This is a genomic window from Priestia sp. JNUCC 25 (genome assembly GCF_053667915.1).
In genome coordinates, this window is the sequence record NZ_CM132211.1 from 2725163 (window position 1) to 2746902 (window position 21740).

Annotated in this window: 21 protein-coding genes; 3 read left to right on the plus strand and 18 right to left on the minus strand. The window is 39.6% G+C overall.

From position 1 onward, the window contains the following. Positions 1-160: 160 nt before the first annotated feature. The 6 genes from abc-f to JNUCC25_RS13915 form a co-directional block, all read right to left on the minus strand. A complete protein-coding gene (gene abc-f / locus JNUCC25_RS13890; protein ID WP_078081917.1) occupies positions 161-1789 on the minus strand; it encodes a ribosomal protection-like ABC-F family protein in 1629 nt (542 codons plus the stop codon). A gap of 370 nt (positions 1790-2159) precedes the next feature. Continuing rightward, positions 2160-3482, minus strand: a complete 1323-nt coding sequence (gene melA / locus JNUCC25_RS13895) for an alpha-glucosidase/alpha-galactosidase (protein ID WP_013057450.1) — start codon at positions 3480-3482, stop codon at positions 2160-2162. Between the two features lie 26 nt (positions 3483-3508). Beyond that, positions 3509-4339, minus strand: a complete 831-nt coding sequence (locus JNUCC25_RS13900) for a carbohydrate ABC transporter permease (protein ID WP_064471783.1) — start codon at positions 4337-4339, stop codon at positions 3509-3511. Next, positions 4339-5271, minus strand: coding sequence for a carbohydrate ABC transporter permease (locus JNUCC25_RS13905; RefSeq protein ID WP_013057452.1), 933 nt, complete (start codon positions 5269-5271; stop codon positions 4339-4341). The genes JNUCC25_RS13900 and JNUCC25_RS13905 overlap by 1 nt, the downstream gene beginning before the upstream one ends. A gap of 89 nt (positions 5272-5360) precedes the next feature. Then, the gene (locus JNUCC25_RS13910; RefSeq protein WP_013057453.1) at positions 5361-6620 is read right to left on the minus strand and encodes an ABC transporter substrate-binding protein; all 1260 of its coding nucleotides are present in this window, start codon (positions 6618-6620) and stop codon (positions 5361-5363) included. Positions 6621-6931: 311 nt separating this feature from the next. Then, the gene (locus JNUCC25_RS13915) at positions 6932-7966 is read right to left on the minus strand and encodes a LacI family DNA-binding transcriptional regulator (RefSeq protein ID WP_013057454.1); all 1035 of its coding nucleotides are present in this window, start codon (positions 7964-7966) and stop codon (positions 6932-6934) included. A gap of 302 nt (positions 7967-8268) precedes the next feature. Between JNUCC25_RS13915 and JNUCC25_RS13920 the strand changes: the two genes are divergently transcribed. After that, entirely contained in the window at positions 8269-9021 is a 753-nt protein-coding gene (locus JNUCC25_RS13920) for a uracil-DNA glycosylase family protein (RefSeq protein ID WP_078081918.1), read from the plus strand. 3 nt (positions 9022-9024) lie between these two features. On the opposite strand, the gene JNUCC25_RS13925 is transcribed toward JNUCC25_RS13920, so the two are convergent. The 5 genes from JNUCC25_RS13925 to JNUCC25_RS13945 form a co-directional block, all read right to left on the minus strand. Then, entirely contained in the window at positions 9025-9246 is a 222-nt protein-coding gene (locus JNUCC25_RS13925) for a DUF3951 domain-containing protein (RefSeq protein WP_013057456.1), read from the minus strand. A 118-nt stretch (positions 9247-9364) separates the two neighbouring features. Further along, positions 9365-9799 carry a GNAT family N-acetyltransferase gene (locus tag JNUCC25_RS13930; protein WP_013057457.1) on the minus strand — a complete coding sequence of 145 codons (435 nt, stop codon included), beginning with the start codon at positions 9797-9799 and terminating at the stop codon, positions 9365-9367. A 197-nt stretch (positions 9800-9996) separates the two neighbouring features. Continuing rightward, positions 9997-11133 (minus strand): glycerate kinase, encoded by a 1137-nt coding sequence (locus JNUCC25_RS13935; RefSeq protein ID WP_078081919.1) that lies wholly within the window; start codon positions 11131-11133, stop codon positions 9997-9999. A gap of 20 nt (positions 11134-11153) precedes the next feature. Next, positions 11154-12422, minus strand: coding sequence for a GntP family permease (locus JNUCC25_RS13940; RefSeq protein WP_013057459.1), 1269 nt, complete (start codon positions 12420-12422; stop codon positions 11154-11156). A gap of 127 nt (positions 12423-12549) precedes the next feature. Next, the gene (locus tag JNUCC25_RS13945; RefSeq protein WP_223268892.1) at positions 12550-13650 is read right to left on the minus strand and encodes a sugar diacid recognition domain-containing protein; all 1101 of its coding nucleotides are present in this window, start codon (positions 13648-13650) and stop codon (positions 12550-12552) included. A 158-nt stretch (positions 13651-13808) separates the two neighbouring features. On the opposite strand from JNUCC25_RS13945, the gene JNUCC25_RS13950 reads away from it, so the two are divergent. Continuing rightward, entirely contained in the window at positions 13809-14993 is a 1185-nt protein-coding gene (locus tag JNUCC25_RS13950) for an iron-containing alcohol dehydrogenase (RefSeq protein WP_029322344.1), read from the plus strand. 32 nt (positions 14994-15025) lie between these two features. On the opposite strand, the gene JNUCC25_RS13955 is transcribed toward JNUCC25_RS13950, so the two are convergent. From JNUCC25_RS13955 to JNUCC25_RS13980, 6 genes are all read right to left on the minus strand, one after another. Beyond that, positions 15026-15373 (minus strand): DUF805 domain-containing protein, encoded by a 348-nt coding sequence (locus tag JNUCC25_RS13955; RefSeq protein WP_013057462.1) that lies wholly within the window; start codon positions 15371-15373, stop codon positions 15026-15028. Between the two features lie 160 nt (positions 15374-15533). Further along, the gene (locus tag JNUCC25_RS13960; protein WP_029322345.1) at positions 15534-16535 is read right to left on the minus strand and encodes a DUF3231 family protein; all 1002 of its coding nucleotides are present in this window, start codon (positions 16533-16535) and stop codon (positions 15534-15536) included. Between the two features lie 256 nt (positions 16536-16791). After that, a complete protein-coding gene (locus JNUCC25_RS13965; RefSeq protein ID WP_013057464.1) occupies positions 16792-17070 on the minus strand; it encodes a hypothetical protein in 279 nt (92 codons plus the stop codon). 114 nt (positions 17071-17184) lie between these two features. Beyond that, on the minus strand, positions 17185-18096 hold the full coding sequence (locus JNUCC25_RS13970; RefSeq protein ID WP_078081920.1) for an NAD(P)/FAD-dependent oxidoreductase: 912 nt from the start codon (positions 18094-18096) through the stop codon (positions 17185-17187). A 182-nt stretch (positions 18097-18278) separates the two neighbouring features. After that, a complete protein-coding gene (locus tag JNUCC25_RS13975; RefSeq protein WP_013057466.1) occupies positions 18279-19088 on the minus strand; it encodes a hypothetical protein in 810 nt (269 codons plus the stop codon). A gap of 151 nt (positions 19089-19239) precedes the next feature. Further along, positions 19240-20052, minus strand: coding sequence for an amino acid ABC transporter substrate-binding protein (locus tag JNUCC25_RS13980; RefSeq protein ID WP_029322351.1), 813 nt, complete (start codon positions 20050-20052; stop codon positions 19240-19242). Between the two features lie 320 nt (positions 20053-20372). Between JNUCC25_RS13980 and JNUCC25_RS13985 the strand changes: the two genes are divergently transcribed. Further along, positions 20373-21437 (plus strand): LLM class flavin-dependent oxidoreductase, encoded by a 1065-nt coding sequence (locus JNUCC25_RS13985; RefSeq protein WP_078081921.1) that lies wholly within the window; start codon positions 20373-20375, stop codon positions 21435-21437. A 44-nt stretch (positions 21438-21481) separates the two neighbouring features. On the opposite strand, the gene JNUCC25_RS13990 is transcribed toward JNUCC25_RS13985, so the two are convergent. Continuing rightward, positions 21482-21619 carry a hypothetical protein gene (locus tag JNUCC25_RS13990; RefSeq protein ID WP_013057469.1) on the minus strand — a complete coding sequence of 46 codons (138 nt, stop codon included), beginning with the start codon at positions 21617-21619 and terminating at the stop codon, positions 21482-21484. Positions 21620-21740 lie beyond the last annotated feature (121 nt).

The following is a 21740-nucleotide window of genomic DNA, read 5'->3' on the forward strand; positions in this document are numbered from 1 at the left end:
GATCATCGTTAGAATAAGGATCACAAAGAAAATGATGATTCCATAGCCAATCCATTTTATTCTTTTGGGCGTTCCTTTTATATTCATATCCGTTATTTTTCCTTCAATACGCTTTTGATGTTCAGTAACATCATTGTATTCATTGTTAGGCGAAGTGATATTATCCTTCCTTTCTATTTAATCGTTTTCTTTCTTCTAACAGCTCTTCATATCTTTTTTCAAGCCGCTGCTTTTCTTTTCCTTCTGGCGTGATGGAAAGCTCGCTAATTACTTTTGTTAATTCTAGTTGAAGCGCAAGTTTCTCGGCTTCATTTTGCTGCTGTGACGCTTTTTTGCTTTTACCCGTATCTTCAATCGCCGCGAGCTCTGCTTTAGACTGTTTTAACGTCAAAACATGCGTCGCAAGCTTTTTAACAAAGTAACGGTCGTGCGTCACAAATAAAATCGTCCCTGGATAAGCTTTTAACACTTCTTGAAGCGCTTCTTTTGTATGAAGATCAAGATAGTTGGTCGGTTCATCTAAAAGAAGAACGTTATAGTTTCCTAAAAAGACTTTTGCTAATGCCGTTTTCACTCGTTCTCCTCCGCTTAGCATCTCTACTTTTTTATACACGTCTTCACGTTTAAAAAGTAAGCGCGATAGTACCGTACGAATAAATTGTTCGGTGTACGGGCTGTCTTCTTTAATGTTTTCTAAAATGTTTTTAGCGGGATCTAGATTTTCAAGACGCTGATGGAAAAAGCCAAGTTTTACAGGCTTGGCAACCGTGATGCCTTCTGTTTGCTGCTCAATCATATTCAGCAGCGTAGATTTTCCGGCGCCGTTTTGACCGACAATCGCTACTTTCGCGCCTGGCTTCACACCGCCTTTTAGGTTTTGAAACAAGATATGGTCACCAGCTGATGCCGAGACTTTGTCAAAGCTTAGTACCTGCTTGCTGTGTACTTGGTGAAATTGAGATAAATCAAAATGAATTTCTTCCATTTCTTTTGGCTTTTCTTTTTTCTCTAGCTTTTCAATTCTTGTTTCAATCGCTTTTGCGCTTCTATCTAGCTTGGCTTTTTGTTTTCCGACCGCTCGTTTATGAAGTCTCGCTTCAGAGTTCCCCATACGGCTCGGCGCTTTTTTAAGCGACTTTGATTTTTGGCTTTTTTCTTCAGAAGCCAGTTCAAGCCTCTGCTTTTCTTTTACATACTGCTCATACTCAAACTGCTGTCTTTCAACTGCATGTTTTTTTTGCGTCACATACTCTTGATAATTGCCTTCATAGCAGTGAACTTTGCCGTCTTCTACTTCCCAAATGGACGTACAGAGGCGGTTTAATAATTCTCGATCATGTGAAATCAGCAGCAAACTGCCTGTAAAAGCCTTCATTTCTTCTTCAAATTTCTCTACGCCTTTTACATCTAAGTGGCTCGTTGGCTCATCGGCTGCAAGAAGTTCCGCGCCCGATGAAAGAGCAGCAGCAATTTTCTTTCTGGTTTCTTCTCCTCCGCTAAGAAAGTCGGCTTCATTTGGCACGTTCCACTGACTTTTCATCTCGGGAGATACAGCTCCTGTAGGTTGAACATCAAGCTGCGGAATCAGTGAGGAACGGCCATACGTTTGCACAATTCCTTGATCTGGACTCATTTTTTTCATTAAAATATGAAGCAACGTCGATTTGCCTTCTCCGTTTTTCCCAACAATTCCAATTCGCTCTCCGCGATGTACTTGAAGCTTCTCTGCTTGAAACAGCAGGCGGTCTCCATAGCTTTTTTCAATATTTATAGCTTCTAACAATAACATAAAAAAACCTCCCTAGGATTTCTAGAGAGGATTAGAGGTCATAATTAGGCATACGCAAATATGCACCCTTTTATAGAGTGAAAAAAGGGAGAAATCAATTCATATAAGACATATAGAAATGGCACCTAAAAATGTACAGACTAATCCTATCTAGACAAATGTTCATTTAAAATAAAGTTTTAAAAGAATGTCTAAAAAAATAGGATTACTTATCCATTGTTTACGGTACCTTTCCTTTCTTAGTATGAAATGACTTGCTTCTTACAGTGTATGATGAAGTTTTTTAAATGTCAATATCCATTTGGATGATATTCCCTTCTTTTCCTAAGCACAAAAAATCCTCAGCCGATCACAGCCGAGGATTCTTTTATTACACGTATTGGTTCACTTTACCTGTAAAATCAGGCAGCCACTCACCATGAGCTTCAATTAAATCATCGCACATACGAATGATGTCATCCATGGATAATTCCGCATTTGTATGAGGATCTAGCATCGCAGCTTGATAGATGTGCTCTCTTTTTCTAGTGACAGCTGCTTCAATTGTTAGCAATTGAGTATTAATATTCGTGCGATTTAACGCCGCAAGCTGCTCAGGTAAGTCTCCTACATAAGTCGGCATAATGCCGCTTCGGTCTACAACACATGGAACTTCTACGCACGCTTTTGTCGGCAGGTTACTAATTAAGCCTCCGGTATTTAATACGTTACCGGCAAATTTAAACGGCACGTTTGTCTCTATCGCTTCAATGATTCTAGAGCCGTACTCATGTGAACGCGTATGAGTTAGCTGACTGTTGTTGACCATTTCTTCTCTCATTGATTCCCAATTGCTTATTTGCTCTTCGCATCGGCGAGGATATTCATCAAGAGGAATGTTAAACTGATCAACAAGATTTGGATATTTATGTTTAATAAAGTATGGATGATACTCTGCATTATGCTCAGACGATTCGGTAATATAGTAGCCGAACTTATCCATTAGCTCAAAACGCACCATATCGTGATGCTTTGTCTTTTGCTTTTCTTTTGCTAGACGCTTGATTTCTGGGTATAAGTCTTGTCCATCTCTTTTTACTTCTAGCAGCCATGCCATATGGTTAATGCCTGCGATTTTCTCTTGTATTCCTTCATGATCCATTCCGAGAGAATCAAATAAATCTTTTGTACATACTTGAACACTGTGACAAAGGCCTACCGTCTTTACATTGGTATAGCGCAGCATTGCACCCGTTAGTGTTGCCATTGGATTGGTGTAATTTAAAAACAGCGCATCCGGACATACTTCTTCAATGTCTTTTGCAAAATCAAACAGCACCGGAATCGTGCGCAGTGATCTGAAGATCCCTCCAATTCCTACTGTATCTCCAATCGTCTGACGCAAGCCGTATTTTTTAGGAATTTCAAAGTCAATGACGGTGCTTGGCTTGTATCCGCCTACTTGAATCGCGTTAATCACATACTTTGCTCCTGTTAAAGCTTCTCTTCGATTTAAATAGGCTTTAACCGTAATATTCACTTTATAGTTTTCTTTTAAATTGTTTAGCATATTTTCCGAATCTCTTAAACGCTCGGCATCTATATCATATAGCGCAAATTCAAAGCCAGCTAAAGCAGGCACAAACATGCAGTCTCCTAAAATATTTTTTGCAAAAACTGTACTTCCCGCTCCGATAAATGTGATTTTAGACATCGTCATCTTCCTTCCTCGTATTGGTTTTATCCTTTCACAGATCCTGATGAAAGCCCTGCAATAAAGTATTTTTGTAGCACTAAAAATAAAATGGTCATTGGAAGCATCGCAATAGTCGCAGCTGCTCCTACTAAGCTAAGATTATTTTGATTTTCGGCAAAAAAGCTTGCTAACGTAACGGTTAATGTATGCATTTCCTTATCTTGAAGGAAGAAGATTGCAAACTGATAGTCGTTCCAAATATAGACGCTGGCAATAATTAGAATGGATGCAGTAACAGGCTTTAGCAGTGGAAATACGATTTTAAAGAAAATCGTTAACGTACCGGCACCGTCAATTCTTGCTGCTTCCTCGAGCTCTTTAGAAATAGTGGAGCGAATGAAGCCCGCATACAAAAAGATCGTTAGCGGCAAAAATGCTGCGACATTATTTAAAATGGCAATTTGGTACGTGTTCATCATTCCCATATTCACAACCATTTTGTACAGCGGAACTAGCGCTGTTAAAGGCGGTATTACCATCACGGCAATAAAGATAAAATAGACGTACTTATTTAATTTCGTTTGTCGGCGCGCTAAAGGATACGCAGCCATTGATCCTAAAAAAATAAGCAGAATCGCCGAAACGAATGTAATGATAAATGTATTAACAAAAGAGTTTCCTAAGTTCGCTTGCTCCCAAGCCGCTGTGAAATTTTCAAGGTGTATGCTTTTTGGAAATACCCATTTGGAACTAAAATCCCCGGTTGCTTTTAAAGAAGTCGTAACAAGAATATAAAAAGGGACAATATGAACGAGCGTTATACAAAGAGCTAGAAAGGTAAAAAATCGTTTTTTCCGTTTATTTGTATAGTCCATCACGCTTCTGTCTCCTTTCGTTTAAAGTACACAAGTGCTGATAAGCTAATGACTAAAATAATGAGCGCCATGCACACACCTTGAGTTGCTGCATAGCCGGCGTCTTGTCTTCTGAAATATAAGTCATACATAAAAGTAGACATCGACTGTGATGCATCTCCAGGTCCTCCTCCTGTCAGCGCAACAATTACGTCAAACAGTTTTAACCCCCCGATAATATTTAAAACGACGTTAATTGTAATAGAAGGCATAAGCAATGGAAGGGTGATATTTTTAAACTGCTGAAGAGCAGATGCTCCGTCAAGCTGTGCTGCCTCGTAGTAATCTTTTGAAATACTTTGCAGCCCCGCTAAATAAATAATCATCGCAATTCCAACAAATTGATACGTATTGACGAACACGATAATCCAAGAGTTAAGCTCCGGAGTTCCCAAAGCATTAATCTTCTCAAAGCCTAAAAATACAAGAAGGTCATTTAAAGCGCCTCCTTGGTAGGCAAAAAAGAAGTACCAGATATATCCCATAATAATTGGGCTGATAATAACCGGAAGATAGACAATTGTTCTTGTTACAGCTTTCATTTTAATGCTTTGATTCAGAAGCAAAGCATATAACAAGCCAATAATATTTTGAAAAATAGTACTGCCTATTCCGTAGAGCAGCGTGTTTTTTATCACAAGCCAAGTCGTTGGATCTGCAAGCAAACGTTTATACTGCTGAAGTCCAATCCAATCGTACGTTTGTGAAAATCCATTCCAATTAGTAAAGGAAAGTCTAATTCCGTTAATAAAAGGATAGATAATAAAAACGGTGATAATTACTAAGCCGGGAAGGTACATCCACCATAAAGAGGATTCTGTTTTTAATTTTTCCTTTCGTTTTTCCGTATCTCTTACTACGGAAACCGGCTCTTTCCTGACTAATTCATTCATCGTGTTCACTCCTATTTCAGCTTGTGTTGAAAAGAAGCAGAAGCCTATCTCCCTGCTTCTCGGCGAACAAGGAAATTTTGCACACTATTTTATTGTTTACTCAGACGCTTGTACTCTTTTTCCATCTCTTTTGATAATTGCTTCGGCGTTAAACTTCCCGCTAGCAATTCTTGACCTGTAGAAGACATCACTGCCCACATGCCGCTCGGTAGATACTTTCGGTCAAAGTATGGCTCAACTTTGATATCGCTATACTTATCGTAGTATGCAGAGTAGTAGTTTTGTGTTTTATTGTTTGTCAGAGCCGATGCTGAAGACGTTCCTTCGGCAATCTTTTTAGCAACTTCCGGCTGTGACACAAATTCAATAAATTTCTTCGCTTCTTTAAGGTGCTTAGAATCTTTCCAAGCAGCAAGGGTAAAGCGCTCTCCGCCAATCCAGCTTTGCGTACCGCCTTTATGAATAGCAGGCACCGGTACCGTTCCTACTTTTACTTCAGGATTTAATTCTGTTGCATCAGGTCCAAGAGATCCTCCAACAAATGTAAAAGCAATTTTATTTTGAGCCATTAATTCCGTTGCTTGAGATACTTTTGCGGTTAATACATCTTCATTCAATAACCCTTTTTTCTTCATTTCTGCCATTGTTTCCGCTAGCGGCGTGTAGTTTGACCAATTAAATGTTCCTTTTTCTAACTGCTTAGCATAGTTCTTATTTTTTGCTGTAATAAGCTGAGGTGTAGCCAGCTGATCAAATACTTGAGCAATATTGCCGTTTTCTCCTCCTGGAATCCATAAAGGCGCTACTTCTCCTTTACTTTTCTTCTTTACTGTTTCTAACGCTGTTATAAATTCATCCATTGTGTTAGGAGGCTTTATTCCGTACTTTTCTAATAACGTCGCATTATAGCTAATTCCGTCTTTTGCTTGATTTAAAGGATACGCATACACTTTGCCGCTTTTATCTTTTAAAATTTGATTCAGCGCCGGATCTAAATGCTGAACCCAATCCATATCTTTTAAATCTGCTACATACTCCCCGTAGCGAAGCTGAGACCAGCCGTGCGTATCAAATAAATCGGGCATATCATTTGCACCCATTTTCACACGAAGCATATCTTCATAGCCGTTACCCGGAAAATTCGCATCAATTTTAATATCTGGATTTTGTTTTTCAAATTCTGCAATCGCGTTTTGAAGCGCTTTTCTCTCGCCTTTATTACTCATCGTAGAAAAAAGCGTTAACGTTGTTTTCCCATTTCCGCCTGTTGCCGCTTCTTTATTTCCGCAGCCCGCTGCCACAACAGAAAAGACTAGTAATAGAACGAAAAGATACGTAAGCTTTTTCATTTATCTTCTTTCCTCCTTATACTCTATCAAGACACAAACAACTGAATATTCAGTCATTTATACGTAGACAAATTCATTGCACAACGAAATAAAGTCACTTATAATTTAATCCTATACTTTTACAAAGGTTCAAAGAGCCCTAGAGATGAAAAAGCTTTTTCATTTACATACTTATCTGCCAATAAGTATGTAGTTTCTAGGGCTTTTTAACCTGCTTTTTCTATGTTTTTTTCTATTTTTCTTCCCCCTTATCACTCTTTATGTATGAATTCTTCTTTTCTATCACCCCCTTTCAAGTTATAACTTTTAGGCTACTGTTTTTTGAGTAAGGCTCCGCAGCTTTCACGATAAATTAATTTAGTCGGCACCATGACTTTTAAAGGAACGGATCTGCCGCTTAACCGATCTACTAGCATTTTAACAGCCTGCCTTCCCATTTCTTCAGTATATACTTTAACCGTGGTGAGTGGCGTGCTCGCAAATGCTGCGATATCCACATCATCAAAGCTTACAATCGCTACGTCTTCAGGAACCTTTATATTTGATTGCTGTAGGGCACGCATTGCTCCTATCGCCATTGCATCACTTGCGATAAAAAATGCCTCAGGAAGATTTCCTTGCTTAATCGCTTGTCCCATTAGCTCATACCCTTCAGTCATTGAGTACTCTCCTATATAAACTTTCTCAGAATCGAGCAGGCCTTTTTCATGCATAACGCGTTCAAAAACCGTTTGACGCTGATCTTCAATAATAGAGCTTCCATTTATATAATGTTCTCTTTCTGTCCCTCCGATATAGCCAATTTTTTTATAACCGAGGCCAAATAAATGATTTAATGCGTGTTTAGTAGCTTTCTCAAAATCAATCATGACCGAATCGTACAAATCCTCATCCGCTTTGTGATTAATAAAAACAATAGTATCTAAATGATCGCTCACTTCTTGAACCGTTTCTGGACTAACTCTTCCCACTACAATCACTCCATCAAGATCCTGCAGCAGCTCTTCTTGCTTCATGCCTTTTAGCCTAAATGACTTTACTGTAAAAATTTCTTTTTCCGAGCATTCACTTTCTATTCCATGGCGAATAGAGGAGAAAAAAGGGTCTACTAGTTCTTCTTCAAGGGACTGAGCAAAAATAATACCTATTCTTGGAGCTTCGAGGTCTTTTCCGTTTGCCGTTCCTTTTCGTATCTTCACAGGCGTATATTGCAGCTCCTTGGCTGCATGCAGAATACGTTCACGGGTAACCTCAGATACAGAAAGCGTATGATCATTATTTAGTACTCTTGATACAGTTGAACTGGAAACATTAGCGTACGCCGCTATATCTTTTAAAGTTGCCATCTTTTTACCTCTCTATTATAATCTTCTATTTTTACTAAATATTTATCTCTTATATTGGAAGAATAGCACACTAATAAAACGCTTTCAATAAATATTTTTAAAATTTCAGTAAATTTATCAAAAAATTCTCCAAAATTCTCATTTATTTTGTTAGCTCCGCCTTTAAAATGACAAAATCACTGCTATTACTACTTTGTTTTTATCACACCGCACTAAAACTTAAGTAAACTTTTAGTAAATATTAAAAAACGGTTTGTTGGGGAAAATAAAAGAAGAAATACTGATAAGGAAAGAGAGAGCCTATGATTAGCCAACATTCTTATTTCCAACAATGTCTGCCTGCCATTCAACAATTGCATAACATAAATTTTACGAAAGAACAGCTGTTGCAAAAAGACTTTTTAATCGGGCAAGAACATGAATTAAGCATGTACTACTCGCCTCATAACGACTACATAAATCCAGACGCTCATATTGTTATTGCAGGCATCACACCAGGGTGGTTTCAAATGAAAACAGCTTTTAAACAATGCATTTCCAGCCTGGCTCATCACCAGGTTGAACAAGTGCTGTACGAAACAAAAAAAACCGCTAGCTTTAGCGGGACGATGAGAGTCAATTTAATAGACATGTTAGATCAATGCGGAATTGCAAAAGCCATGGGTATTAACAGTGCCGCTGAGTTATTTGCTTCACAGCGAGATTTACTGCATACAACGTCTGTACTGAAATATCCCGTGTTTTATAAAGGAAAAAACTATACCGGACATCAGCCGCCAATTGAACGCTCAGCGCTTCTTTCTCGCTATGCTTTTGAAGTGTTTCCACAGGAATTGAACGAAATAAAGAATCCGTGCTTAATCGTTCCGCTAGGAAAAGCAGTTGAAAATGTTTTAAGAAAACTTTCAAGTGAACCTTCGCTTTCTCGGCATACGTATTTATTTGGCTTTCCACATCCATCCGGAGCAAACGGACATCGAAAACGGATATTTGAAGAACACCTAGGTGAATTTACGGAAATTGTGGAGGATTGGGCTGCAAAAAGAAAGAGCTGAAAACTAGTTTTGGCTCTTTCTTTTTATAACATCTCCTTCTCTTTCTTCTATTTCTCGTTCGGTTTGTTCTTCATGAAACTCCTCTTCTGTTTGTACAGCAAGATAATCAAACGGCGTGTAGTAATTACGAGGAAGTTTTCGGTGCCAAACCGTTTTAACGATAATGATCATCAGCGGAATACTAACCATTAAAATAGCGACTAAAATTAGTAACGAAAAAGCCATGGGTTATTTCCTCCTACTCTAATACACTGCTTACGTTTAGTTATTGCACTTTTCTTCTAAAACGACAAAGCAAATCCCCTACATTCTTTCCCTTATATTCAATCTATATTTACCGTCATCAATATACGGGATTTATGGATGATAAAACCCTTCTTTTCAAAAAACGTGCTGGTTTGCCTTGACCTCTTTCAGTAGACACATATGCTTCTTTTACCTTCCTTTGTACAAGCAATTCTTTCAGAAAAGTTAAAAGGCTTGTTCCTACTCCAGTCTGCTGAATGCTGGTTAACACACAAATTTCATTTAAATAAAACGTCTTATAGTTCGCCCATTGTTCTTCATTTCCTACTATAAATCCTATGAGTTTATTATTTTCACTATGGAAGTAACCTATCCCTATGTACCCTGGAGTTTTACTAATATCATATAAACGGGCATAAGCAGTGTTCCTACTCCAAGGCTCATTCCACGGTGAACCACTAAAAACGTTTGTATAGATAATTGCTGCTTCTTCTAATTCTTTATCTCTCAGTAAACGAACTTGATTTTTCATCATGTTTCTCCTTTTCCTATCAACTTTTTTGAAACTCATTTATATATAAATCATTTTAACAATTGGTTAATTATAACATTAAAATTTCAAAAGAATGATAGCAGCCTACTTCAGCCCTAAACGAAAAAAAGGTCCCTTCTGATGGAAGAAACCTTCTAACATTTATTAAAAAGAGAATAAGAAGAACTTTAAGTCCTTTATTTTATGGCTAAACGTATAACTGACGCTACGTTTTTAGCCGTTCTTTCAATGTTTTCATCGGCTTTTTCCAGCGCTTCTGACAGATCGACCGCTCCGGGCACGACGCTAAATAAAGCCGAAATACCATGTTCATACACAGCTTCGCTTCCTGCTCCAATGCTGCCTGCTATTGCTATCACCGGAACGCTATGCTTTTTTGCTGTTTTTGCTACGCCAATGGGTGTTTTTCCGTAAATGGTTTGACCATCAATTCTTCCTTCACCGGTAATGACAAGATCGGCATCCTTAATATAGTTTTCTAGCTCAGTTGCTTTAATCACAATGTCTACACCTGGCTTTAACTCCGCAGATAAAAATGCCAGCAGGCCGCCGCCAAGCCCTCCTGCCGCTCCGGCACCAGGGACGTTCTGAATATGAATATCCATTTCTTTTTCAATAACCGCTGCGTAATGAGCTAGATTACGGTCAAGCTGTTTAACCATATCAGGAGTTGCGCCTTTTTGAGGGCCAAATACCGCGGATGCTCCGGTTTTACCTGTTAACAGATTGTCTACGTCGCACGCCACTTCTACTTTGACTTCAGCAAGCCTGGAATCCAAGTTTGTCAGATCAATAGCAGTTAACTGATCTAAGCTGCCGCCTCCTTCTTTTATTTCTGCTCCGTTAGCATCAAGAAGCTTTGCCCCTAAAGCTTTTGCCATACCGGCTCCTCCATCATTTGTAGCACTTCCTCCAATGCCAATAATGATATGCTTCACTTGGTGATCTAACGCTTTAAGAATGAGCTCGCCGGTTCCTCGCGTTGTTGTTATAAGCGGATTGCGTTTATCCACGGGAACATGATGAAGGCCTGAAGCGGCTGCCATTTCAATAACAGCTGTGTTGCCGTCTCCAAGAATTCCGTAAAAAGCTTCCACCTCTTTCCCTAAAGGTCCGGTTACCTTTGTTTGTATAATCTCTCCATCCGTTGCGTCTACAAGCGACTGAACGGTTCCTTCTCCTCCATCTGCCATAGGTACTTTACTAATCTCCGCGTTAGGAAAATGAGTTTTTATTCCTTTTTCCACCGCTTCACAAACGTGCAAAGCCGTTAAGCTCTCTTTAAATGAATCCGGTGCAATCACAATTTTCATAGAAACACTCCTTTTTGTTTTTACCCGTATAGCTTTAATACACCAAATATAAGCGTGGATACAATTGCCATAATGAGTCCAATAAGCGATTCGTAAGGGATTAATTTTAAACGTTCTTTTATTTTCATATTTACACTTCCGCCCGTTGCGTGGAAAAAGCTTCCGTGCGGAAGGTGATCAAGTACGGTTGCTCCGGCATGTACCATAGCAGCCCCGGCTAAAGCAGAAACGCCCAGCTCTAAAATCGTCGAGCCAAAAACTTGGCTTGCGACTGCTGTTCCTGCAGTTGTCGAAGCCGTTGCCGCTGACATAAAAATACCTGAAACCGGTGCTAAAACATAAGCTGGCAATCCAATGGCAGACAAGCCGTGAATAATAACGTCTTTTAGCTGGGAGTTAGCAATGATTCCTGCTAATGTCCCCGTTCCAAGCAGCATAATGGCTACACCTGACATTTTTCCTAACCCTGAAATAGCGTATGTATTAAGCTGTTTTCCTTTTTTCATTACGATGGCACCAACGATCCCTCCTGCAGGAAGAGCAACCATCGGGTCAATATTAAGATCAAAAAGCGGTCGCAGCGCCAGCAGCACGATGGTAACAATTGGTGCTATGATGGCTGTTAAAAACAGCGGCAAGCTGCTTGCATCCACTGTATCTATTTCTTCAGCTTGAACCATTGTTCCTTTTTTCACTAATCGTTTGGCTACTAGATAAGTGGCCGCTACGCCAAATACAGCGGGAATGATTCCTGCAGCCATCACGGATGTAAGAGGAATATTAAATGCATCTGAAGCAGCAATGGCGTTAGGATTAGGAGACATTAAATTCCCTGCCTTTCCCCCTCCAATCATTGCTAGTAAAATAGCAGGCTTTGACATACCTGTACGTTTAGCAATAGCTAAAGCAATAGGCGCCACTGTGATTACAGCCACATCAACAAACACACCTACTGTCGTAAGAATGAGTGTGGCTAGCGCTAGAGCTAAAAGCGCTTTTGTTTCCCCTAGTTTTTTTACAATGGTTTCTGCTATAACCGCTGCAGCACCTGATTCTATTAATACCCCAGCCAATATACCGGCTGCAAGAATCCGCAGCACTGCGGGAATGATGCCTTGCGCTCCTTCAATCATTAAATTAACAGTATCAGCAATATTAACTCCGCCAATCAGTCCTCCAATTAAAGCTCCGGCTATCATTCCGTATGCGGGAGCCACTTTCTTTAAGATTAATATAATAGCAATTACTAATGCACAAATCGCGCCTAACGCGCTTACTTGAACGTCCATAAAGCCATCCCCTTTCTTGTTTCTCCTGTCCCTAACGTTAATTGTAAGCGCTATCTTATATTCTTTCATTAGTCACTTCAACAGAAAAAGACCTCACTATCGCAAGATCTTTTATGCACGTGCACAATTATGAAATTTTAGATAGCAGTAGCGCTACATACAGTTCGAGAAGGTCTTTTACTTTCCTTGGATCTTTTCCTGTGATGCTTTGGATTTTATCTAGACGGTAGCTTAGCGTATTTCGATGTATAAAAAGCTTTTTAGCTGCCGTGCTTCCTTCGCCATTTTCTTCTATGTAGACCGTTAACGTTTCGATAAGTTCTTTTTTCTTATCGTATTCCTTAAGCTTTTCATAGTGATGCAACAGCTCATGATTTTCTTGAAAACCGGCGCTTTGACGTAACAGCACGGGAATTTGATAATCCGAATAGCAGTAGAAAACAGCTTCTGGGTGAAGCTTAGAACCGACGGCAAGCGTATCTTTTGCCTGCTGATAAGATATATGAAGGCCTTTAAAGTCAGCTTGAACAGATCCTGCCGCTAACTTACACACCATACCAGACGCCCGAAGCTGTTTTTCCAGCTGTTCCGCATAGCTGCTAGCGCTGCCTGCTTCTATAGATTTTAATATGACCACTCCGTCTGGAAGCATAGCATATAAGTCATTATTAGTTATATATTTCTTTACACGTTTCATGACTTTATGACGATTTTCAGCTGTAACAATGAGTGCCACTCGTGGAAGGTATAAGTTAATATCAAAGCGATTCGTCCGGTCAAAAAATAAAGAGTCAAGCGGCTCTTCTTGTCGAAGAAGCTGATGAACCACCTCTTCTTTTAATCGTTCGTCCCATTGAATTTCCTCTATTAAAATCATTTCTTGAAAAATCATTTCAGCCGCCATGCGCACAAGCTCTCCGTAATTACGAATCTGTTCTGGCAGTCCTGTTAATCCCACGACTCCAACAATTTCTCCGTTAAAGAAAATAGGCAAATTCACGCCTGGTTTGGCCCCGCGCAGCAAGTCGGCCTGCTGTTGAGTAATTTCATACGGGCTTCCGTTTTTTAATACCATTAACGCTCCTTCATGAATATGGTCAATTCTATTTTTGTCACCCGAACCAATAATGACTCCTTTTTCGTTCATCACGTTAATGTTGCAATCAATAATCTCCATCGTTCTACATACAATTTTCTGAGCTAATTCTTTTGTTACGTATCTCAACATTTCCCCATCCTTTGTTTCTGTGAAGTAAAGCTCAATTTTTTCGTGACAGCTAATTTGCATTCAATGAAAAATTTGCGATACTTCATTATAATATACGTAGAAGCAAAACCACATCTTTGAAACCGCCAACAAAACAGTGCCTATAGGAGGATAAAAGAATGACTGTGTCAAAACTAGTTTTTACCCCTCTTAGCTATACAGGATGGGGATCACTTCAGCAACTGCTTCCGGAAGTAAAAAAATATCACCCTGCTCATATTTTAATTGTCACAGACCCTGTTTTAAAAGATATTGGACTTGTAGATAAAGTGAGTTCTCCCCTTATCAAAAACGGATACGAAGTAGATGTATATGCAGATACGGCACCAGAGCCGCCTTTAGCACTCGGTGAAAAACTCGTATCCTACGCAAAAAACCGAAAATTTGATTTAGTCATTGGCGTTGGCGGCGGCAGCGCGTTAGATTTAGCAAAACTTACGGCCGTTTTAGCCGTTCATGACGGAGCTGTAGAAGAATACTTGAACTTAACTGGTACGAAACAAATTTCAAAAAAAGGTCTTCCAAAAATTTTAATTCCCACTACTTCCGGCACGGGTTCAGAAGTAACGAATATTTCTGTGCTGTCTCTTGAAAGCACCAAGGATGTTGTGACCCACGACTATTTGCTTGCGGACGTTGCGATTGTAGATCCCGAGCTTACGCTTAGCATGCCTCCTAAAGTAACGGCGGCTACAGGGGTTGATGCATTAACTCATGCTGTTGAAGCTTATATATCAGTAAATGCAAATCCAGCAACCGATGCCTTAGCACTAAAGGCTATACGCATGATTAGCTCTTCTTTAAGAACAGCTGTAGAAAATGGCAAAGATAAAGAAGCGCGAACTCAGATGAGCTACGGAAGCTATTTAGCAGGGCTTGCGTTTTTTAATGCAGGTGTTGCAGGTGTTCATGCACTTGCTTATCCATTAGGTGGACAGTTTCATATTTCTCACGGTGAATCAAACGCCGTATTGCTTCCATATGTGATGGGTTACATACGCAGCAGCTGCGTGGCGAAGATGCGTGATATTTTTGAAGCACTAGGCGGAAACGTGAGCTCTTTATCAGAAGAAGAAGCTTCTTATCAGTGTGTAAAGCAGCTGCAGTCACTTGTTGAAGACGTCGGCATTCCTCAAACCCTTCGCGGCTTTAATATTCCAGAAAGTGCCCTTCAAAAGCTGACAGCAGATGGCGTCCAGCAAAAACGAATTCTTGCTCGCAGCCCTTTGCCTCTTCATGAGAAAGACATAAGAGCTATTTACCAATCGGCTTATGATGGCGCTATAGTAGAACCTGTCCACTAAAAAACTCCCCCTTACCTAAGGGGGAGTTCTAATTATGCTGCTTTGGCCATTGTACCGAAACGATTTTCTTTTGGATCGCTAGGCTGACAGAATAAAATAATCAGCCAAATACCGCCAATCAGTGGAACCAATGTAATAAGCTGCCACCATCCGCTTTTTCCTGTATCGTGGAGCCTTCTTGCTCCTACCGCTAACGAAGGGACTGCAACCAATAACGAGTAGATTACCGGCAGAAAAAGAGGCTTATCAATCACGAACTGAATGAACGAAAGAATAAATGAAATAACAAAGTTAACTAACACAAACATCCAGTATTCAGTTCGGCTTGCTCTGCCAGAAAACGTCCCGTAATTTTTCAACACTTTTATGTACCACTTCATATGCAACACCCTCCTTTTTTAGCATAAAATTGTAAATTTATAGTTTATATATCCTTTTTATTCAAAAAACAAAACGTTAAACGAACAAATGCCGACATTTTTTATGCAAAAGAAAAAAATTCTTTCACAAAAAGAAGTTTTCGTAATATATTATGCTTTTCTATTTAATCAAATCATTTCGGTCTTCCATACTTGGCGGTTCCTCAAGCCATCCGTTTTTGGCCATGATTTTCCCCCCGTCTTGCCCGTATGTTAAAATGTCTTTGGCCGTACTGACAAGAGTAAGAGGAAGATCTCCACGTAAACTAAACGCAGTCCCTAAAGCGTTGCTTCCTAGCCCGAAACTGCAGAATAAACTCACACAATACATCATTAGTTTATCTGAAAAAGGTGCTACTTTTGACTCGGTCGCTTTCGCTCCCCACGTCGCAGGCGTCTGAATATCGCTCTCCAAAAGAATTTTACTATAATCACTTACAACTTTTTTAGCCAGCTCTTTTCCTTTTACAAAGTACTTCTTCACTTCAGGCTCACTTGCTACTTGAGCAAACCCTGTGATCATTTGCATGCCAAGAACGTTGGTTTCAATAGCGTAGTAAATATGTGCTACCTCTACAGTATTTAATGCACGTTTACTGGAAAATAAATGGATTCCATTCATGTAATCTGTACCTTCAGCAAACTTCACTGTTTTAGGTACTGAAACAGCTGGAGGCCTTGGAAGCACGTTTTTTTCCTGAAGATAATCTACACATTTGTCATAGCCACTTTGCGTGAAAGCGGTAAGCTCTTTATATAGAGAGATCATGTCTTTTCTGTAGGACATGGTTAAATGAAGCGTATGTAGCCCCATGCTAATTTCTTTTAAAAGGCGAAGAAACATAATATCAAACATCTTATCATAAAGCTTAGGAACACCGACATTTACGTCTTTTTCTGTGTATCCTACCGGTATGGCTGCCCCTTCATTTTTTAGAATCGTTTTGATATCTTCAATATAATTCACCATTTGCATATGCGTATCTTGCATAATTTCTTTTGCTTGGTCATCTTCTGCGTGCGCAATAAAATATTCTAACATTCTTCGGATCATTGTCTTTTGCTGATAGGTCATCCAAAGAGTAGCAATTTCACTTGAACTTAACGGTATTTCTTGACTCATATACTAAACCTCCTGCTAGGGCTACATACGTATAGCTTTATTTATTCAAGAGTGGGTATCTGTACAAATGAAGATTGTATTCTACTTTAATGTTCATTCACGTAGTCAGATACAAAACTCTGTCTCTTCCTCAATTAATTCTGCTTCATTTACTATGCACAAACTGGAAGAATTCTATGTATTTGCCTTCGCTTTTAAATGGAGGAAACAAAAAAAGCCCCTTTCCATTAAAGGCGCTTTTTCAAAGAGAACGGTTTTATTCCGTCGTATCAGAAATTCTTTTGTAGCTTCCGCACTTTTTTAGATATTGAATAATATCTTGATCTTTTACACGCTGAATAGCTGATCCGAACAGTTCTGCTGCTACCTGCATACGTTCATGTTTATGTTCAATGGTCATAATATATCGAAGCGCATCCACAACCGGTGCATTGTGACGTGTACGACGAGTTATGTACTCGTGAATGGCTTCATTTAACCCTTCCGATTCCGCTTGTTGAAACTCAGGTTTTCTTACCACTTGACTATATACCACTTTTTTGCCACTCCTTCTCCTCATTTTTAATCATTTTTTTCTTTCTTTCATTTCCATTTCCCTAACAAAAAGGAAACAAAACATGCAATCTTAACTTTTTTTATAAAAAAACAATTATTTTTCATGAAGCTCTAACAAGCGTTTGTGTATCCAAATAGCGGCTTGTAAACCTTCTCCCATCGCTACCGTAACTTGTTCAGAATGAGCCACAATGTCTCCTGCTGCCCACACGTTTGAAACATTTGTTTCTTTTGTACGCGGATTTACGATAATGTGCTGATTTTCTAGAAGTTCTACTCCGAGCTCATGGGCTAATTCTGTTCGAACTTTATTTCCTCCAAACGCTAAAAAACCTCTTTCTCCATAGATAAATTCATTGTTTTCGAGGATGACTCCTTTTAACATTTCTGCTTCAGCTATGACTTTTTTTATTGCCGCTTCTTTATAGGTAATTCCCTTTTGCATCAAGGTATCTGCTAAAGGTCCAATCTCTTTTTTGTCATGATTAATGTACGTAATGTCATTTGTCCAATATGTTAACGTAAGAGATAAACTGGCTCCTGCTTTTCCCGACCCTAGTACTAATACCCTTCTATTATTTACTTCATATCCGTCACAGTCGGGACATACATATACTGTTTTTCCCATACAGGGATATAGCTCTTGCTGAAGTTCAGGCGGAACCCGGTCTACTACTCCCGTCGCAAACAGTAAAGTAGCTGCTTCGTAGTTAGCAGAGTTTGTAATGACGCTAAACCCCTCTATTTCCTTTTGACATTGAATAACACGTTCTTCTGCAAATTGAATACCGTAGCTTTTTGCTTGCTGCCTTCCCGCTTCTCTTAGAGTTTGCCCGCTTATTCCCTCAGGCCATCCCAATATATTTTGATAATTTTTGCAAAGATTGGAACGTCCATCGTTTGAATCAATAATCAATACACTGCGCTTATATCTTCCAAGCTGAATAGCGGCTTGAAGTCCTGCAATTCCTCCACCTATAATAACGCAGTCATACTTGTCTGCCACACCACATCACCCCAGCTTTTACTATTTTTTAAACGAAAGCTTCAGTTTTTCATTATCTGTTTTTCTATTATTTTTATACACTTTATTGTCTTTATTTTTTGAAATCATTCTACATACAAAAAAACCGCCTCGGCAGCTGCCCTGCCTAGAGACGGTTTTTTATAAAATGAAAAAAGACGATATTACTCATTTTTCTTTCCTGCTTCTTTTTCATTAATTTTAGTAATCAGCTCTTCTTTATATACTTCACTATCTTTCCCGTAGCGTAGACGACTATAACAGTTGGGACATAGTGCCGCAGCGTCCTTTGGCTTAGCGAGCCCGCTCTCTGAAAGCTTTGAAAGATAATACATTTGCAAAAAGGAGCTTCCATCTTTTGCGATAAACGGCGCGCTTTCTCCGCAGGCTTCACAAATACCTGCTGCGCGTTTGTGAACATATTGTTTAAGAGCTGCCGTTTGTTCGTAAACACTTGTCTTTTTTTCTTCCCCTAATGCTATATGACGAAGCTGTTCAGTTGAATAAGGTGAAACGTCCAGCTTTGCTGCTTTTTCCTCAATTACAGGATTTCGTTCAAGTTCAAAAATAATGGCTTCACGAAGCTCTCCGTCTGAGTCCCACATGATTTCTAATTGGTGATTAATATACGTCACTTCATCCACAAACTCGACCACTCCAGGCTCCACGTAGTGAAACAAGTAAACGGCTTTTCCCGATTGGAAATGTTCGCGAAGCGCTTTATTGCCTTTAATGAGCTGCATCGATCCTCTTTGACCTTCTCCCGTATAGAAAAAAGAGGTTTTATCTCTGTTCCACCCATGTCCTGTTCCGTATTCACTTCCGCTTTCTTTTGTGAAAATAAAAATATATGGATGCGCTTTTGGCGTTGATATTTCGCTTTGTTCTTGCCCTTTATAAAGCTTATGAATTTGTTTTCTGCGATAACGATGTCCTTTTTGAAAGAAATCTCCGCGCTGTAAATCCGTAATCAATGAATTGCCTCCTACTGCGGTCCTGCTTTTATAGTACTTATAGCTCTACTATACACTAATTTTTGTTTTCTTTGCAGATCGTTTCTTCTATCTATTGGATTTATATCATACAAAAAAAGCAGCTGTATGGGCAGCTGCTTTTTTGCTATAGTCAATTTTGCACCGTATAGTCTTCTCCTAGCCATTTTGTGCTGAGTTTTTTTAACGTACCGTCTTTTTTCAGCTTTTTAATCGCCTGATCGACTTCCGACTTTAACTTTTCGTCTTTTTTGTTAAACATAAAATATACTTTTGAATTAATCACGATATCTCCAACCGTTTTTTGCTGAAATTTCAGCGCTTGATTGCTAAAGTCGATGGAAAATGGTGTCGCAAGCGTAGCATCTGCTCGGCCCGTTTTTAATTGAGTTGTGGCATCATCCGCACCTTGACCGGCGTAAACTACATCGATTTTATTGCCGTGTTTTTGATTGTATTTGTCTAGATAAACGGCCGCATTGCTTGTAGCTCCTACAATCATTTTTTTACCTTCTAAATCTTTTAAGGAATGAATATCATTTCGATTTTTAGGAACCGTTACATAAAGCGGAGAATAATTATATGTTTCATCATTAAATAAAAACTTTTTCTTTCGCTCAGCGTTTTGAGCCATATTATGAGCAATCATATCAATTTTATTACTTTCTAAGCTGAGAAGCAGATTTGAAAATTCCATCGTTTTAAATTCAAATTTATAATCCTTTAACTCTTTGTCGATTGCTCTTACTACTTCTACATCATAGCCGGTCAGTTTGCCTTTATCATCAATAAAGCAAATATTAGGAAACTGAGTGCCTGTTCCAACAACAATCGTTTGAACATCTTTTTCTTTCTTTTTTCCTGCACTTGAAGATACGTTTGTTCCGCAGCCTGCCACGCTAACAGCTACTACAATTGAAAGTAAAAACAGCCAATATTTTTTCATGCGTTCCTCCCCTAAATCCCTATATTATGTAATAAAAAGAGGCTCTTGATAAAGCATCTGCTTCATCAAGAGCCTCTGGTTAACCAGTGGGCTTACTTCGTGTAAGATTATTCACATCATAATACTAGTTAACCGATAAATCAAGTGGGTTTTTAGAAAAAGATTATCTTGACAGCTTGGTGTCTACCGCTTAAGATACAACTAATAAAACAATGAAACTACATATCTACCAGTCAACTGGAGGCAAATGGACACGATAATGAGTGTACGTTTGCTTTTTTTATTGTCATCCACCAATTTATCTTTTGGAGGTAAAACGTATGAAATTTGCTTTATTTAGTCTTATTCAAAACATCCCGAACCCGGTTACTGGAGAAACATTAACTGCTCAAGAAAAATTTCAGCATGTGTTAAATCAAGCAGTGCTGGCAGAAAAATTAGGTTTTGATGCTTACGGAGTCGGCGAAAGACACGGAGCTCCTTTTTTGTCTTCTTCTCCTCCCGTTGTTTTAAGTGCAATCGCTGCTAAAACGTCACACATTCGTCTTCTTACTACTGTTACGGTTCTAAGCATTTTAGATCCTGTACGAGTAGCTGAAGATTATGCAACGCTTGATCACCTGTCGGGTGGACGCCTTGAACTGATTATTGGAAAAGGCAACGACCCGCGTCATTATCCGCTTTTTGGCATTACAGAAGAAGAACAATGGGAGTCTCTTGCTGAAAGATACGCTCTTTTGAAACAGCTTTGGACAGAAGAAAATGTCACGTGGAGCGGCCGTTATCGTCCGCCTTTAACTAACGTTACGACTCAGCCTCGCCCGTTTCAGCCTTCTATTCCCGTTTGGCATGGAAGCGCGTCAAGCCCGCTGTCTACAGAACTTGCGGCAAAATACGGAGAGCCGCTATTTTCATCTAATTCCTTCCATCTTCAGGCTAAATATAAAGCGCTGATTGACCATTACCGGGAACGTTTGGCTTATTATGGCCATGACCCACGCAAGGCCATCGTCGGTTCGGGGGCGAGCAGCCTATATATTTCTAATACAGGGGAAGAAGCGATTCGCCGCTATCGCCCGTACTATAACGCCTTTAGCAATACGGAAGCAGCCAAACATAATCAATCGCCGTTCACGTCACTCGAAGACATCGTTCAACACGGTCCTGCTTTAGTAGGAAGCCCGGAGCAAATCATTGAAAAAATAATAGACTATTACCATGCTTATGGAAACGAAGTGCTGAGCATCAGCGTAGACGGTCTAAGCGAAGCAGAACAGCGCGAACAGCTAGAGCGCTTTGCAAGTGATATTGCACCTGTTCTTCGAAAAGAAATTCCCAGCAGCGTGTGGGAAAATGAAAAAAGAGGCCGGGACATAACGAAATGAATCTAACCTAAAGACGAACAAATCAGACACATGAGCTGAACCGCTTATGACACCGCCGTTGATTTCCGTGCAAGGCTTCGCTTTCCGCGGGCGGGCGCTGAACCTCCTCGTCGCTTGCGCTCCTGCGGGGTCTCATCTGTCCCGCTTTTCCCGCAGGAGTCTTCGCCTTGCCCTCCAATCAACTGCTAGAAGAACCTACATACATAAAATTTACGTTCACCATCACACTATGAAAAAATCCGAACTAAACTACTTTTGTCCCAACCTCTTTTTAATTAGAAACAATTCGCACGTTTAGTTTAC

Bases quoted from the DNA above. Each gene is read 5' to 3' on its own strand.
- abc-f (WP_078081917.1), bottom strand. From the start codon at position 1,789: ATGTTATTGTTAGAAGCTATAAATATTGAAAAAAGCTATGGAGACCGC.
- melA (WP_013057450.1), bottom strand. From the start codon at position 3,482: ATGTCTAAAATCACATTTATCGGAGCGGGAAGTACAGTTTTTGCAAAA.
- JNUCC25_RS13900 (WP_064471783.1), bottom strand. From the start codon at position 4,339: ATGGACTATACAAATAAACGGAAAAAACGATTTTTTACCTTTCTAGCT.
- JNUCC25_RS13905 (WP_013057452.1), bottom strand. From the start codon at position 5,271: ATGAATGAATTAGTCAGGAAAGAGCCGGTTTCCGTAGTAAGAGATACG.
- JNUCC25_RS13910 (WP_013057453.1), bottom strand. From the start codon at position 6,620: ATGAAAAAGCTTACGTATCTTTTCGTTCTATTACTAGTCTTTTCTGTT.
- JNUCC25_RS13915 (WP_013057454.1), bottom strand. From the start codon at position 7,966: ATGGCAACTTTAAAAGATATAGCGGCGTACGCTAATGTTTCCAGTTCA.
- JNUCC25_RS13920 (WP_078081918.1), top strand. From the start codon at position 8,269: ATGATTAGCCAACATTCTTATTTCCAACAATGTCTGCCTGCCATTCAA.
- JNUCC25_RS13925 (WP_013057456.1), bottom strand. From the start codon at position 9,246: ATGGCTTTTTCGTTACTAATTTTAGTCGCTATTTTAATGGTTAGTATT.
- JNUCC25_RS13930 (WP_013057457.1), bottom strand. From the start codon at position 9,799: ATGAAAAATCAAGTTCGTTTACTGAGAGATAAAGAATTAGAAGAAGCA.
- JNUCC25_RS13935 (WP_078081919.1), bottom strand. From the start codon at position 11,133: ATGAAAATTGTGATTGCACCGGATTCATTTAAAGAGAGCTTAACGGCT.
- JNUCC25_RS13940 (WP_013057459.1), bottom strand. From the start codon at position 12,422: ATGGACGTTCAAGTAAGCGCGTTAGGCGCGATTTGTGCATTAGTAATT.
- JNUCC25_RS13945 (WP_223268892.1), bottom strand. From the start codon at position 13,650: ATGTTGAGATACGTAACAAAAGAATTAGCTCAGAAAATTGTATGTAGA.
- JNUCC25_RS13950 (WP_029322344.1), top strand. From the start codon at position 13,809: ATGACTGTGTCAAAACTAGTTTTTACCCCTCTTAGCTATACAGGATGG.
- JNUCC25_RS13955 (WP_013057462.1), bottom strand. From the start codon at position 15,373: ATGAAGTGGTACATAAAAGTGTTGAAAAATTACGGGACGTTTTCTGGC.
- JNUCC25_RS13960 (WP_029322345.1), bottom strand. From the start codon at position 16,535: ATGAGTCAAGAAATACCGTTAAGTTCAAGTGAAATTGCTACTCTTTGG.
- JNUCC25_RS13980 (WP_029322351.1), bottom strand. From the start codon at position 20,052: ATGAAAAAATATTGGCTGTTTTTACTTTCAATTGTAGTAGCTGTTAGC.
- JNUCC25_RS13985 (WP_078081921.1), top strand. From the start codon at position 20,373: ATGAAATTTGCTTTATTTAGTCTTATTCAAAACATCCCGAACCCGGTT.